The following is a 14,656-nucleotide window of genomic DNA, read 5'->3' as shown; positions in this document are numbered from 1 at the left end:
GGCTGCGCGTCTGATGCATGATGGCGCCCCCGTTCCACCTGGCGCCCTACCCCCATGCTCGAATTCGCCCTGGACCCCATGACCCTGACGCTGCTGGCGGGGGTCGCCTTCCTGGCCGGCTACATCGACGCCATCGCCGGCGGCGGTGGCCTGCTCACGGTGCCCGCCCTGCTGATGGCCGGCGTGCCGCCCCACCTGGCGATCGGCACCAACAAGCTCAGCTCCACCTTTGGCAGCGCCACCGCTGCCTATACCTTCTACCGCCGCAAGCTGTTCCATCCCCGCCAGTGGCGGCATGCCCTGGTGGCTACCGCCATCGGCGCGGGGATCGGCGCCCTGGTTGCCCACCATCTCTCCGCGGACTTCCTCAACCAGCTGCTGCCGGTGGTGGTGTTCAGCTGCGCCCTCTATCTGTTGTTCGGCGGCACGCCCAAGGCACCGGTGCTCAGCGATGCGCCCGTGCCGCAACGGCGCCAATGGCCCCAGGGCCTGACGCTGGGCGCCTACGACGGCCTGTTCGGACCAGGCACGGGCGCCTTCTGGACGGTCAGCAGCCTGCTGCTCTACCCCCTGGACCTGCTCAAGGCCAGTGGCGTGGCCCGGACCATGAATTTCGTCAGCAATGGGGTCGCCCTGGTGATGTTCATCGCCCTGGGGCAGGTGCTGTGGGTGCTGGGCCTGACCATGGGTCTGTCGCTGACCCTGGGGGCCTACCTGGGCGCGCGCAGCGCCATCGCCGGCGGTGCCAAGTTCATCCGCCCGGTGTTCATCTGCGTCGTGCTGGCGCTGACCGTCAAGCTAATCTGGCAGCACTGGTTCAGCGCCGCCTAGCCGCTCGACCCGATAGCGATCGATCAGAAAGCGCGAGATGGAAAAGGCCGGCGGCAGCGTCGGCAACTCGCGCAGGTGGAACCAGCGGGCATCTTCGATTTCATCCGGTTGGCACCGGATGTCGCCGCCCAGGTAATCGACGTGATAACCCAGCATCAGGGAATGCGGATAGGGCCAGTTCTGGCTGCCCTGGTAGCGCAGGTTGGTGACCGAGACGCCCACCTCTTCCATGATCTCCCGGTGTACGCAGGCCTCCGCCGACTCGCCCGGTTCGACGAAGCCGGCCAGAGTGCTGAAGACCCCGGGCGCGAAGCGGGGCGACCGCGCCAGTAGCACCTCATCACCGCGCGTGATCAGGGCGATCATGCTCGGCGACAGCCGTGGATACTGGGTGAGCTGGCAATTCGGACATTTGAGGCCGCGCTGGCCATCAAGGGCGAAGGTACGGGTACCGCACTGCCCGCAAAAGCGATGCTGCCGCGCCCAGGTGCCGATCTGATTGGCGTAGCCCAGCAACTTGAACAGCGCATGGGGCGACTGCAGCATCAGCGGCCGCAGCGGCTGCCAGACGCAGCCTTCGACGTCCGCCGGCGTATCCACTTCGAGCAGGGTGACCGGCTGGGCCTGCCACTGACCCAGACCATGGTGCTCACCTGCGAACCCCTGGACGCGCGGATCGTCCGGGGCGAAGAGCACCTCCGCCCCCGCGGTCAGAAACGCCTGACCGCTATGCACGACCAGCCAACCGCTGGCGGGTTGGGCGGTCTGGAACCAGCCAGGTTGCCAGAGACTCATGCCGCGGCCGAGGTCCAGCCCAGGGCGCGAATGCTTTGCGCCGCGATATCGAGGATTTCCGGGGTGCCGTCCTGACCCTCGGTGCCACCGCTTTCGACAAAGAACTCGATGCTGCTGAGAGCGTCCGCCAGCACCTCGAGGGTCGCCGGCTCGCAGGCCTGACCACCTTCGATCAGGCAGCGCTGGATATAGCCGGTGCAGGCACGGACCAGTTCAGCGGCACGGGGATTGCCCAGGAAGAACAGCGCACCGCGGACGGTATCCAGCAGCGCCGGCACGGTGGCCAGGTGCAGGGTATCGCCCCGCGAATCGAGAAAGGCGCCAATGGCGCGCTTGGCATCGGTCAGGCCCTTATAGGCTTCCCGGTGCAGTAGCGCCTGGGCCTCGCCCAACTGGTAGTTGGCGACACTGAGCTGGACGCCTTCGGCTTCCAGCGGCACGTCGATCAGCGAGCCTTGCCCTTCGGGCTGGCCCAGCAGACTTTCCACCAGCAACAGGGCATCGGCCAGCGGTGCGAGATCTTCGAGCACGAGTGGCTTGTCGCGTAATTGAGAGATGTTCGGCAGGCACTGCTGCAGCACCTGACCGGCATTCTCCTGGCCGACCATTTCCAGGGTCTTGCCCAACAGGCCAACCTGGACATACAGCCGGGAGAAATTATCGGAGCGCGGCAGGCGATGCTGCTCGGCGCCCGTGCGCAGCTCGGCCTCGATGAGGTCGATCAGATCCTTGACCGTTTCCACCTCTTCGCGGATGGCGGCCGACAGCGAATGCATCACGGCATGGCCCGGACCGGCGAGACGCTTCTTTCCGGCTTCGAGCTGAGCATCGGTGAATCCGAGGCGCTCGAAGCCGTAGGCGTTCATGACCTCCTGCGGATGGGCGCCCTCGACACCAGCCAACGCCAGGAGATAGAGGAGTTCCTTGAGAGTGCTACGCGCCGGCTCGTGCAGGTCGTTACCCAGCATCTGACGCAATTCGCGATCGACCCGGGCGAACAGCTGCTTGCGTTCACGCGTGGCGGTCAGGCGACCCTGGGCGAAGCCTTCGACCGTGGCCGCGGCAACCCACGGCAGGTAGCCGCCGACATGATCGTGCAGCAACGCGGCGGAGCGCTCGAGCGCTCTCGCCATCAGTCTGAGGCTGGCCGCACCGTTGACGTCACGCAGAAAGCCCAGCAGGCCGATCTGGTAGGTTTGACGCATTCGGCGCGCTTGGGCCTGACGCTCGCGCAGGCCCAAGCGCGTGGTCGCGCTGATCAGGGGGCGTTGGTCGAGACGGACGCTGAAGAAGTAGCTTTCCGGAAGTTCTGGCTCGCCGCCAGCCAGGCGCAGGGCATTGATCGCCGGCAGCAACAGTTCGGGCATCTCGTCCTGGCCGCTGCGCAGCTGTTCGAGATAGCGGCGCAGCACATGCAACCCACGACAGATCGCCATCAGGTGCTCGTCGTGTTCAGGACCGGCACCCGCAGGGATATCGTTGGCGATCTGCAGGGTCTGGTGGGCGAGCAACTGGGCGCCTGCCAGTTCGATCAGCGTCAGGGCGCCGCGAATCTGGCCAAGACTCTCGACCGCACGCTGCAACAGGCTGCTGCAGTGCCGCTCGACGATGAAGCGTTCAAGATGGGATTCAGCTTCCTCGATGGTCGCGAACAGCTGTTCGCGGACCAAGCTCAAAGCTCTTGCTCCGGTCACCATGGTGCCTTACGCCTCCTGCGCCATTACAACCTCGCCAACGCCATTTTAAAACGGGAAGAAAGGCTTGCTATTCCAACTGGAGCCTAGGTACCTGCGTCTTCCTGACCGGGCCACCCTATTCATTCCAGGCGGACGGGGATCTGACCTCTCGCCACGCCAGGGAACCTTGCTCTGGAACGCTAGACCTGTAAATCCACAAAAGCGAAGCGATAATTCCGAATCGTCATACGAGTTCGCGGGAGAAATAAAGTTCCGCGCAATTCGAAATTCGAGGCTTCATGCGGGCTCAAATGACCAGCCTGCAGCATCTGAGTTGAACGATAGCTGAAAATTGTGAGGTCTTTCAGCTTATTCAGACGAACGCGGACGCCCGGTCATGGGCCAACCGGGCGTGTGGCGAGAGGCGGAGGTGGCTATTCGGCGGCCGTGCCGGCCAGCCAGAGCGGGGTCCGGCCACAGCTCTTTTCGATGGCCACCATGCGCGCCGCATGGGCATCGAGATCCGCAGGGGTGGCGCTGATCACTCGGGTCCGCTGACGATCGGTCGGCAGTCGCTTGACCGGCATGACGTAATTGCCGTCGCCGTTGCCTTCCTGGCCGTGGGCCGCCAGCGACAGGCTGGTCTGGCCACCGGTCATGGCCAGGTAGACGTCCGCGAGGATCTCGGCGTCCAGCAAGGCGCCGTGCAACTCACGGTTGGAGTTGTCTACGCCGTAGCGCTTGCAGAGCGCATCCAGGCTGTTGCGCTGACCGGGGTGCCGACCGCGCGCCATGACCAGGGTGTCGAGCACCGAGCAGTGCTGGGTGATGTCGGCGCGCTCGGGATGGACACCCAGCCGGGCGAACTCCATGTTGATGAAGCCCACGTCGAAGGGCGCGTTGTGGATGACCAGTTCGGCGCCTTCGATGAATTCGAAGAAGCTGTCGGCGATTTCGGCGAAGCGCGGCTTGTCGGCGACATATTCATCGGTGATGCCGTGGACCGCGATGGCACCTTCGTCGATCTGCCGATCTGGATTGAGATAGACATGGAAATGCCGCCCGGTCAGTCGCCGGCCGATGACCTCGACCCCACCGATCTCGATGATCCGATGGCCATCGGTCACCGGCATGCCGGTGGTTTCGGTATCCAGAACTACATATCTCATCGCTAACCTCTTGGCTGGTTACGCCTTGGCGGCCTGCTTGGCCTGCCGGACTTCATCGACACCGCGGTTGGCCAACTGGTCGGCCCGCTCGTTCTCGGGATGGCCGGTATGGCCACGCACCCAGCGCCATTCCACCTGATGGCGCTGCACCTGCTCATCCAGGGCCTGCCATAGCTCGGCATTCTTCACCGGCTGCTTGGCGGCGGTCTGCCAGCCGCGCTTCTTCCAGTTTACCAGCCATTGGGTGATGCCCTTCATCACGTACTCGGAGTCGGTGGTCAGGCGGATCTGGCAAGGACGCTTGAGCGCCGCCAGGGCCTGGATGGCCGCCATCAGCTCCATGCGATTGTTGGTGGTGTTGGCTTCGCCGCCCCAGAGCTCGCGCTCCGCACCCTTGAATTTCAGCAGGGCACCCCAGCCACCGGGGCCGGGATTGCCCTTGCAGGCGCCGTCGGTAAAGACCTCGACGATGTCGTCACTCATTGGATTCACTCGATTCGCGGCGGCTGATCTTGGCCACCGGCATGGGCACCAGCTTGCCACGCGGTTCCTTGCGCGCCTGGGGCACCGGACGCAGGCCGAACATCAGCTTGCGCGCCGAGAGCAGATAGAAACCCGCACCCGCTGCCTGTTCGCAGTTGGGTTCGGCTTCGCCCTGCTCCATCCAGGCCAGCCGCTGTTGCCACTTGGGGGATGAAAGCGGCGGACGATAACACCCGAAGCGCCGTTTCTCCAGCGCGAAGCCCAGCACCGACAGCCAGTCGCCGACCCGACTGGGGCCGAAACAGCGGGCCTTGCGCAGCGCATCCCGGGCCAGGTAATGACGCACACCCCAAAGGCTCCAGGGGTTGATGCCCACTACGACCAGATGGCCACCGGGCCGGACGCTCAACGCCGCTTCGCGCAACAGCCGGTGGGGCGCCAGGGAGAAATCCAGGCCATGCTGCAGCAGGACCACGTCGGCCGCATGCTCACTCAGCGGCCAGGCGCCTTCCTCACAGACGATGTCGACATCGCCCAGCGGCGGCCCGATGCGCACCGCGTGCCTGAGCTGACCGCAATTGGCCGGTGCCGTGGGGTGCGGACCGTAATGGACGAGATAGCTGCCGAAATGGCGCTTGAGTTCTTCATCGATCAGCACCCGCTCCTGCTCCAGCAGCAACTGGCCCAGGGGGCCTGCCAGCCATTCCCTTGCCGAAGTCATCAACTTCAGCCAACGCGGATCGACCTGGGCGGAGAATTCATCGTGCATCGTCTGGTCCTCTCATACTGAAGCCTATGCCCTACCACCCACTGCTACCCTAGCGGCCTGCAGTCCGACCCGAGAGCTCATCCATGTTCGACATTCTTCCGCTGCCCGCCTTCAACGATAACTACATCTGGCTGATCAAGGACGCGGCGACAAGACAGGCGGTCGTGGTCGATCCCGGCGATGCCGCGCCCGTACTCGCCTGGCTCGACGCGAATCCCGACTGGCGCCTGACCGACATCCTGATCACCCATCATCATAACGACCATACCGGAGGCATCGCCGCGCTCAAGCAGCGCAGCGGCGCCCGGGTGAGCGCGCCGGCCGACGAGCGCATCGCCGCGGTCGACGTGCCCCTGGCGGACGGCCAGCGGCTGGAAGTCCTGGGGATCGCGTTCGAGGTGCTGCGCGTACCCGGCCATACCGCCGGCCACATCGCCTTTTATGTGGCTGGCGAACGACCCCTGCTGTTCAGCGGCGATACCCTGTTCTCGGCGGGCTGTGGTCGGCTCTTCGAAGGCACGCCCAGCCAGATGCTGGCCTCCCTGCAGCGCCTGGCCAGCCTGCCGGACGCCACCGAAATCTATTGCGGCCATGAATACACCCTGAGCAACCTGCGCTTCGCCCAGGCCGTGGAACCGGAGAATGTCACGGTCCAACAGGCCCTGGCCGAGACCCAGCGGTTGCGGGAGGCCCAGCGGCCTACCCTGCCCTCCACCCTGGGGCGCGAGCGCCGCATCAATCCCTTTCTGCGCACAGCCGAAAACGGCGTGCGCCAACGCCTGCAGGAGGAGCGCGGAGTGGCTGCGGAGGCGTTGGAGGATACCTATTTCGCCGCCCTGAGAGGCTGGAAGGACACGTTCTGACACCTATTGCCCAGGCCCCGTCACCACGCCGGAACGCGCAGTTTTCGGTCGTCGTACAGGTCACAGGCCAAGGGGTTGTTCCTTGACCCCCCGGGATGCGGTTCCTAGAATCGCCCATCCTCCAGCTCCCGGAAAGCCCAGACCAATGCCGCCAGCGACGCCGAAAACCCGCGAACTAGACGTGCTGGCCACCTCTTTCAAAGTCTCGGCGCTTTGCCTCGCGGTCTTTCTCGCCGGCTGTCAAAGCAACTCGCAGCCAGAGAATCGCGCCTATCAGGCCGATCTGCACATGACGCAAAGCAAGATGCAGCGTCCCCCGGAATGGCTGCGCAAGGCGCCGACCGCAGCGGCTACCAGCGGCGACATCTGGGACCGGGTGCGCGACGGCTATCAGCTCCAGGGCGCAGGCGACAACGGTACCAATCCGCGCATCGATCGCCAGCGCCTCTGGTATGCGAGCCATGAAGCCGCCCTCGCCCAATCCTGCAGCCGCGGCGCGCCCTACCTGCACTACATCGTCGAGCGCCTCGAAGAGCGCAACATGCCGCTGGAACTGGCCCTGCTACCGGTGGTGGAAAGCTCCTTCAATCCTAATGCCCTCTCGCGCAGTGCGGCCTCCGGTCTATGGCAGTTCATTCCCACCACCGGCAAGTATTTCAATCTGCGCCAGACCCGCTTCTATGACGGTCGCCGCGACATCACCGCCTCGACCAATGCCGCCCTGGACTACCTGAGCAAGCTGCATGACATGTTCGGCGGCGACTGGCTGCTGGCCCTGGCCGCCTACAATGCTGGCGAAGGCACGGTCGGTCGCGCCATCGAACGCAACCAGTCACTGGGTCTGCCGACCGACTACTGGAACCTGTCCTCCCTGCCGCCGGAGACCCAGGACTACGTACCCAAGCTGCTCGCCGTTTCCCAGATCGTGCGCAATCCGGACGCCTACGGCCTGGCCCTGGAGTCCATCCCGAACGAGCCCTACTTCGAAGTGGTGGACATCAAGCAGCACCTGGACCTGGCCCGGGTCGCGGAGCTGGCGGACCTGGACGCCAACGAACTCTATCGCCTGAATCCCGCCTACACCCAGCGCGTGACCATGGACGGCCCCAAGCACCTGCTGGTGCCGGCGGAAAAGGCCCAGCGCCTGGTCGCGACCCTGCCCGACATCGCCCCCGAGGCCGTGGTGCAGTGGCAGGAATACCGGGTTCGCCGCGGCGATACCCTGCGCAGCGTCGCCAAGCGCAATCGCGTGAGCGTCGAGCAACTCGTCGCCCTCAACAAGCTCAGTGGCAGCAGCCGCTTGGCCGCTGGCCGGGAATTGCTGATCCCACGGCGCGAGACCGGCAAGACCACCACGCCCCTGGAAACCATCGCCGTGGCCGAAGAGCCCGTGGTACGGACCTACAAGGTGCGCACCGGCGACAGCCTCTGGTCCATCGCCCGGGCCAACGAGGTGGAGCTGGCTGATCTCAAGCGCTGGAACGATCTCGGCAAACGCGGCCTCAAGGTCGGTGAGACCCTGAAGCTGCACGGTACCGGCAGCGGCACCGCCACGGCCGTGGCGATGCCGGCCTCCTATACCGTCAAGGCCACCCAGGCAGCTGTCAAGACGACCAAGAACGCCAAGGCCGCGCCCACCTACTACCGGGTCAAGGCGGGCGATTCGCTCTACCAGATCGCCAAGCGCTACAACATCGGCGTGCAGGCGCTGCAGGACTGGAATCCACGCGTGGCCTCCGCCCTGACCCCCGGCCAGACCCTGACGCTGTTCCTCAACTGAGGCGCGACCGCTCACCGCAGCGGTCAACCAGCGCTTTTGTCCCGGGTATCGACCTGCTACCTTACCGCCCCACCCGTGCCTGACCCCTAGCGGAGCCAGGCCAGATCTCGCTCTGACCTGCGCAGAGCCATGCCCAACCCGGACCTCAGCCCTTGGCGGCTGCCCGGGATTCAACACAGAAGAGGAAAAAACCATGGGATTTCTCGCCGGTAAGCGCGTTCTCATCGTCGGCGTCGCCAGCAAGCTGTCCATCGCCTCCGGCATCGCCGCCGCCATGCACCGCGAAGGCGCCGAGCTGGCCTTCACCTACCAGAACGAGAAGCTCAAGGGTCGCGTCGAAGAGTTCGCCGCGGGCTGGGGTTCTAATCCCGAGCTGTGCTTTCCCTGCGATGTTGCCGATGACGCCCAGATCGAAGCCGTGTTCACCGAGCTGGCGAAGAAGTGGGACGGTCTGGACTGCATCGTTCACTCGGTCGGCTTCGCCCCCGGTGACCAGCTGGACGGCGACTTCACTGCGGTGACCACCCGTGACGGCTTCAAGATCGCCCATGACATCAGCGCCTACAGCTTCGTCGCCCTGGCCAAGGCCGGTCGCGAGATGATGCGTGGCCGCAACGGCAGCCTGCTGACCCTGTCCTACCTGGGCGCCGAGCGCACCATGCCCAACTACAACGTCATGGGCATGGCCAAGGCCAGTCTGGAGGCCGGTGTCCGCTACCTGGCCGGCAGCCTCGGCCCGGAAGGCACCCGCGTCAACGCCGTGTCCGCCGGTCCGATCCGCACCCTGGCCGCCTCGGGCATCAAGAGCTTCCGCAAGATGCTGGCCGCCAACGAGCGTCAGACGCCCCTGCGTCGCAACGTGACCATCGACGAGGTCGGTAACGCCGGGGCCTTCCTCTGCTCCGACCTGGCGTCGGGCATCAGCGGCGAGATCCTCTATGTCGACGGTGGCTTCAACACCACCGCCATGGGCCAGCTCAACGACGACGAATAATCGAAGCAGCTGTCTGAAATCGCGAAGGGCCGGCAATATGCCGGCCCTTTTGCGTTCAGGTGTCGCTGCGCACCTGGGCATGGCTGATCAGCGCGAAGATCAGGCTGCCGCCGACGATGTTGCCGGCCAGGGTCGGCCCGGCAAAGGTCAGCAGGAAATCGCTCCAGCTCGCCTCTCCCGCAAAGACCAGATAGGCCACCTCGACGCTACCCACCACAATGTGGGTGAAGTCACCCAGGGCCATCAGGTAGGTGATGAGCACGATGATCCAGATCCTGGCGTTCTCTGCTGCTGGCAGCATCCAGACCATGGTAGCGATCATCCAGCCCGACACTATGCCCTTGGCAAACATCGCCGAAGCATCGTTCTCCATGACGTGGGTACCGATCTGGAGAAATTTCGCATCGGTCTTGGCGTCGAACAGCGGCAGGTGCAGGACCACATAGGCCACCAGAATGGTCCCGATCAGGTTGCCCACCAGCACGATGCTCCACAGCCTGGCCAGGCGGCCAAAGTTGTGCAGCGTTGGCTCGCTCATCACCGGCAGGACCGCCGTCAGGGTGTTTTCGGTGAACAGCTGTTGACGAGCCAGGATCACCGCCAGAAAGCCAGCCGAATAGCCAAAGCTAGCGATGACCTTGCTATAGCCACCCTCGGGCAGGTTGGCATTGAGCAATCCCATCGCCATCAACGACAGGCCCATGGTCAGGCCGGCGGCCAGTGCCGACCAGAACAACGCCGCGATCGTCCGCTCCAGTTCGTGATCACCCTGGGTGCGGATGATCTCGTGCAGAACCACCGCGCGAGGCAGTTGACTCTCGCCGACATCCTCCTCCTCTTCACGGCTCAGCTCCGGATCTTCCGGGGTGGATTCCTGGCTCTGTCGCGGTTCTTCGTCCCGCTCCTGGTCTCTCTTCATCAGACGGCCTGCTCGTCCCAGAGGAGTTCATCGTCGTCGCCGATCTCCGTCACGCGATTGAGCGCGGCATCGGCGGCCTCCTCCGCTTCGGAGGCGAGATCGAAATGACGCTCCGTCGCGACCTTGTGAAAGGTCGGATGGGCATCTTCGCGCCGTGCCTTGACGGCGATGACCGCTTCAAAACCCTGTTCAGCCGGAACGGCGGACGAGATCGCTTCGTGATGAGTGAAATGCTTGATGGCCATGGACGCCGTTGTCTCCCAACCTGAGGCGACCGAACTGGTCGCACCTGATCAATAGACTGTCCTGGCGGAAAAACGATCTATGGGAAAGTAGCGGATCAGGCGCCGAGCAGCTTCTGCACCTGCAGGTGGAGACGCTCGAGGGAGAAGGGCTTGGTCAGCAAGGGGACCTTACCCAGCAACGGCGAACCGGTATCGATGATTTCGGCGGGATAACCACTGATGAACAGGACCTTGAGGTCGGGACGCAACTTGAGGGCGGGCTCGGCGATCATCACGCCGGAGACGTCATCGGGCAGGCGAAAGTCGGTGATCAGCAGATCGAGACGCGGCCGACCGGCCAGGATACGAAAGGCTTCGAGCGACGAGGGAGCCTGTAGGACGGTGTAACCCAGCTCGGCAAGATAATCCGCCAGAATCATCAAAATCTGCGGCTCATCCTCGACGACCAGGACAACCTTGCTCTGTTCCGCACTCACCATCTAACCCCTGTACCCACGCGCTCGGCCCCGTTGGACAGAGGAGGCCGGTAAAGTTCCATTCTAGACAGAGGTTAGGGGCCGCCAGACGCACCAGCGGCCCTAGACCCTTACTGCTGCTTCTTCTGACCTTGCTCATTGAGCGTGGTCTTGCCGGCACCTGTCGCAGCACCTGCGCCTTCACCGGTCTTCTGGCCAGCCGGGGTGCCCATACCGGCACTGTTGGCCTTCGGCGGATTGCCTGCACCTTCGGTGGCGAATGCAGCGCCACTGGCAGCGATCAGACCAGCAAACATCAAAGCAGAGATTTTCTTCGCGTTCATGGTAGGACTCCGGGTTGTTTGGACACTGTTTAGGCAGGCCAAGCGCCGATTCGTTCTCTACCTGATAACAGAGGCGATGTAACCGAATACTAAAGGTTGTCCCTCAGGCATTCCAGCGGCAAGCCGCGCTGCCGGAGCTCGTGCACCGGTACTGGCGAACAGGCTTCGGCCCTCATTAGTCGAGCTATTACAGCGAAGAACCTACCGCTGGATGCAGCAAGCCCTTCCCGCCTCCCGCGGCGGGAAGAAACCGCACCCTGCCTCGACGGCGAATTCGCGAACCACGCGATTCAGGCCGGTAGCGAGCTTGGATACCTCGGCGCTGGCGCTGGCAGTCTGGGTGGCACCGGTCGCGCTTTGGGTCGCCAGATCCCGGATGCTGGTGATGTTGCGATCGATTTCCCGGGCCACCTGTGCCTGCTCTTCGGCGGCGGTGGCGATGACCGCATTGTGGTCGTTGATCTGGGAGATGGACTCGGCGATCTGCTCCAGGGATACATTGGCCAGTTGGGCGACCGACGTGGATTCCCCGGCCAGTTGCTGACTCTCGGCCATGGCCTTGACGGCCAATGACGAATCGCTCTGGATGGCGCCGATCATCTGTTCGATCTCACGGGTCGACTGCTGGGTACGATGGGCCAGCGCCCGGACCTCGTCGGCGACCACGGCGAAGCCGCGTCCCTGTTCGCCCGCCCGGGCCGCCTCGATGGCCGCATTCAGTGCCAGCAGGTTGGTCTGTTCGGCGATGGCGCGAATGACTTCGACCACGGCGTTGATGTCCTGGGCACGGGACGACAGCGCCTGGATCTGCTCACTGGTACTGGCCACGTTCTGGGCCAGCGCCTCGATCGACTGGACCGTGCGGGTGACCTTGTCCAGGCCTTCGCTGGTCAGGGTCTGGGTGTGCAGCGAGGTGCTGGCCGCATCGGCGGCATTCCGTGCGACCTCCTCCACCGCCGAACTCATCTCGGTCACGGCGCTGGCCGCCTGGTTGACCTCGTCGTTCTGCCGTACATAACCCCGGCTGGCTTCGTCGATCACGGCGGTCATCTCTTCTGCCGCGGAGGACAACTGGGTCGAGCTGTCGGCGATATGGGAAACGGTGTCGCGCAGATTGCCCTGCATCTGGGCCAGGGCCTGCAGCATGCCGGCCGCCTCGTCACGACCGACCACGGTGATCCGCTCGGTCAGATCCTTGCGGGCGATCCGTTGGGCGATGCGCAGGGCTTCGCCAACCGGTCGCGTGATGCTGCGGATCAGCAGGGCGGCCAGCACTACGGTGGCCAGAACGGTCAGGGCGATGAGGCCATAAACCCAGTACAGGCCCGTGGTGAAGGTGGCCTTTGCCGCGATTCCGGCGGCCTTGGCGCCGCGCTCGTTGAAGGCACTCAGCTCGGCGATGTGCTTTTCCAGCGCATTGGTGAGCGGGCGTATCGACGTATTGATCAGGACGATGGCACCTTCGTTGTCACCTGTGCGCAGTTTCTGCTCGAAGGCTTCCAGCAAGGTCCGGTAGCCTTCCGCCCCCTTGACCACGGCCGCGTACAACTGGCGGTCTTCGTCGCTGGCCAGGGTCGCCTCGTACTCTTTCACCGCCGCGAAGAAGGCATCGCGATAGCCGGGAAAGGCCGCGACGGTCTGGGCGCGCAGCTGCGGATCCGGCGTGGTGGTGCCCCTCAGACTTTCCAGACGCAAACGCAGCAGCCCGCCACCCATCTTCGCCGCCAACTGGTTACCTGGCAGCCAGCTGGTTTCCACGTCCTGCTCCGCCTCGTAGAGCTTGCCCATCTGTACCACGGCGACGCGTCGAGCCGAAGACAATCAGGACGATCACGGAAAAGAACAGGACGGCGCGGGGGCGACGTTCAGACTGCACAGACTCATGATTTGGGCATCCCTAATAAAGTGACTATTAGAGCTATCGGCGCAACAGAGTCCTCTTAAGCAGGCGCGACGGGCGGCAGCGAACCGGCTGCCAGCGGTCGGTTCGTCGCCCCTCGCGGTAACGATTGCGCAGGCGCTAGAGCAGGCGCAGCGGATAGTCGACGATCACCCGCAGCTGATCGACCGAACCGCCGGTGGACAGCGAGCCACGGTGCCAGGCCTGGCGCACCCGGATGGACAGACCCTTGGCCGAGCCGGATTGCACGACATAGCGCCCTTCCAGATTCAGCTCCCGCTCCCGGTCGTCGGCGCCGTACAGCCCGCGATAGGCGCTGGTTGCGGGCAGGTTGCTGCCATCGATGTCACTGCCCTTGATGTAGCGGGTCATGAGGCTGAGACCGGGCACGCCGAGGGTCTTGAAGTTGAGGTCGTAGCGTGCTTGCCAAGAGCGCTCGCCGGGTGCGTTGAAGTCGGAGAACATCGAGGCATTGCCGAGGAACAGCCCGCCGCCGGTGCGCCTGTTGTCGCCCATGCCGATGTAGTCGAAGGGCGTATCCCCATCGATCCGCTGCCAGCCCAGGGTAAAGGTCTGCGGACCGACGCTGTAGGCTGCGGCGAAGCTGTAGGCCGTGTTGTCGATGGGACCGGCGTTGGCGGCACCGGTATCGAGGGTCCGGTACAGGTTGGCATCGAAGGTCAGCGACTGGCTCGCCGACAATGGCTGCACCAGGTTGAAGTTGCCGTAGTACTGATTCCAGATGTCGTCCAGCTGGGCCGCGTAGAGCGACAGGCTGACACCCTTGGCCAGGGCGTACTTGCCCCCGGCGAAGTCGACGTGATCCGCGCGGCGCCGGGCATAACCGGCCCAGAGATCACCGTCCCGGTTGGTGCTGACCTGATCGGTACCCGAGGTGAAATGTCCGGCTTCCAGCGTCAGGCCGGAGATGTCCGTGCTGAGGATGCTCCAGCCGGTGGCACTCTGGGGCAGCAGGCGGCTGGTGCTGATGGCGAAGACCGGTGCCGTGGGCAGTTGCTGACCGTAGCGCACCACCGTCTGTCCCAAACGCAGCTTGGCCGCCGCGCCGGCGCGGGAATACTCGTCCGCCGGTTGGTTGCCGGCATGGACGGGTAGATTGCCGGTTCCTCGGCGCCCGGGACCGCCATCGAGCTTCAGGCCCAGGTAGCCGAACGCGTCGACGCCCAACCCGACCGTGCCCTGGGTGAAGCCGGACTGGTAGTCGAGCAGAAAGCCCTCGGTCCAATCCTTCTGATCGGCCCGGCCGTTGCGGCGATCGCTGCCGAAATAATAGTTGCGCAGGGTCAGGGTGAGCTTGCTGTCGTCCAGGAAGCCGTCGGCCCTGGCCCCCTCGCCCGTCACCAGCCCCATACAGCCGCCCAATACGCCCAGTGCCAGCGGCGCGGCCAGGCGCCTGCCGTGCAACCAGCGAC

Annotated in this window: 15 protein-coding genes; 4 read left to right on the top strand and 11 right to left on the bottom strand. The window is 64.5% G+C overall.

Going from position 1 to position 14,656, the window contains the following annotated elements; all coding sequences use genetic code 11:
* Window positions 1-54 precede the first annotated feature (54 nt).
* Window positions 55-831, top strand: a complete 777-nt coding sequence (locus LRS53_RS05775) for a TSUP family transporter (RefSeq protein WP_017640224.1) — start codon at window positions 55-57, stop codon at window positions 829-831.
* Here the strand turns inward: LRS53_RS05775 and nudC are convergent.
* From nudC to LRS53_RS05750, 5 genes are all read right to left on the bottom strand, one after another.
* Window positions 799-1,626, bottom strand: a complete 828-nt coding sequence (gene nudC / locus LRS53_RS05770) for an NAD(+) diphosphatase (RefSeq protein WP_231355251.1) — start codon at window positions 1,624-1,626, stop codon at window positions 799-801. The genes LRS53_RS05775 and nudC overlap by 33 nt on opposite strands.
* The gene (locus LRS53_RS05765) at window positions 1,623-3,323 is read right to left on the bottom strand and encodes a ferrous iron transporter B (protein WP_173147487.1); all 1,701 of its coding nucleotides are present in this window, start codon (window positions 3,321-3,323) and stop codon (window positions 1,623-1,625) included. Before LRS53_RS05765 ends, nudC begins: the two co-directional genes overlap by 4 nt.
* A 413-nt stretch (window positions 3,324-3,736) precedes the next feature.
* Window positions 3,737-4,471: a DNA polymerase III subunit epsilon gene (gene dnaQ, locus LRS53_RS05760; RefSeq protein WP_231355250.1), complete on the bottom strand. Its 735-nt coding sequence runs from the start codon at window positions 4,469-4,471 to the stop codon at window positions 3,737-3,739.
* Window positions 4,472-4,489: 18 nt separating this feature from the next.
* On the bottom strand, window positions 4,490-4,954 hold the full coding sequence (gene rnhA / locus LRS53_RS05755) for a ribonuclease HI (protein ID WP_017640229.1): 465 nt from the start codon (window positions 4,952-4,954) through the stop codon (window positions 4,490-4,492).
* The gene (locus LRS53_RS05750; protein ID WP_017640230.1) at window positions 4,947-5,723 is read right to left on the bottom strand and encodes a methyltransferase domain-containing protein; all 777 of its coding nucleotides are present in this window, start codon (window positions 5,721-5,723) and stop codon (window positions 4,947-4,949) included. Before LRS53_RS05750 ends, rnhA begins: the two co-directional genes overlap by 8 nt.
* Window positions 5,724-5,806: 83 nt before the next feature.
* On the opposite strand from LRS53_RS05750, the gene gloB reads away from it, so the two are divergent.
* The 3 genes from gloB to fabI all read left to right on the top strand — a co-directional run bounded on the left by gloB (window position 5,807) and on the right by fabI (window position 9,360).
* Window positions 5,807-6,586, top strand: coding sequence for a hydroxyacylglutathione hydrolase (gloB, locus tag LRS53_RS05745; protein WP_231355249.1), 780 nt, complete (start codon window positions 5,807-5,809; stop codon window positions 6,584-6,586).
* Window positions 6,587-6,731: 145 nt separating this feature from the next.
* Window positions 6,732-8,366 carry a lytic transglycosylase domain-containing protein gene (locus LRS53_RS05740; protein WP_231355248.1) on the top strand — a complete coding sequence of 545 codons (1,635 nt, stop codon included), beginning with the start codon at window positions 6,732-6,734 and terminating at the stop codon, window positions 8,364-8,366.
* 193 nt (window positions 8,367-8,559) lie between these two features.
* Window positions 8,560-9,360, top strand: coding sequence for an enoyl-ACP reductase FabI (gene fabI, locus LRS53_RS05735; protein WP_017640233.1), 801 nt, complete (start codon window positions 8,560-8,562; stop codon window positions 9,358-9,360).
* Between the two features lie 55 nt (window positions 9,361-9,415).
* Here the strand turns inward: fabI and LRS53_RS05730 are convergent, their stop codons facing one another.
* From LRS53_RS05730 to LRS53_RS05705, 6 genes are all read right to left on the bottom strand, one after another.
* Entirely contained in the window at window positions 9,416-10,279 is an 864-nt protein-coding gene (locus LRS53_RS05730) for a formate/nitrite transporter family protein (protein WP_231355247.1), read from the bottom strand.
* Entirely contained in the window at window positions 10,279-10,524 is a 246-nt protein-coding gene (locus LRS53_RS05725; protein ID WP_017640235.1) for a hypothetical protein, read from the bottom strand. The genes LRS53_RS05730 and LRS53_RS05725 overlap by 1 nt, the downstream gene beginning before the upstream one ends.
* Window positions 10,525-10,619: 95 nt before the next feature.
* Window positions 10,620-11,003 carry a response regulator gene (locus LRS53_RS05720; RefSeq protein WP_017640236.1) on the bottom strand — a complete coding sequence of 128 codons (384 nt, stop codon included), beginning with the start codon at window positions 11,001-11,003 and terminating at the stop codon, window positions 10,620-10,622.
* A gap of 107 nt (window positions 11,004-11,110) precedes the next feature.
* Window positions 11,111-11,323 (bottom strand): hypothetical protein, encoded by a 213-nt coding sequence (locus tag LRS53_RS05715; RefSeq protein ID WP_160922462.1) that lies wholly within the window; start codon window positions 11,321-11,323, stop codon window positions 11,111-11,113.
* 201 nt (window positions 11,324-11,524) lie between these two features.
* Window positions 11,525-13,111 (bottom strand): methyl-accepting chemotaxis protein, encoded by a 1,587-nt coding sequence (locus tag LRS53_RS05710; RefSeq protein WP_231355246.1) that lies wholly within the window; start codon window positions 13,109-13,111, stop codon window positions 11,525-11,527.
* A 232-nt stretch (window positions 13,112-13,343) separates the two neighbouring features.
* Complete coding sequence (locus tag LRS53_RS05705) at window positions 13,344-14,648, bottom strand: OprD family porin (RefSeq protein WP_442968484.1); 1,305 nt, start codon at window positions 14,646-14,648, stop codon at window positions 13,344-13,346.
* Window positions 14,649-14,656: the final 8 nt, after the last annotated feature.

This window comes from Pseudomonas sp. PLB05 (assembly GCF_021106615.1).
GTDB lineage: Bacteria > Pseudomonadota > Gammaproteobacteria > Pseudomonadales > Pseudomonadaceae > Chryseomonas > Chryseomonas benzopyrenica.
This window is presented reverse-complemented; position numbering and strand designations above follow the sequence as displayed.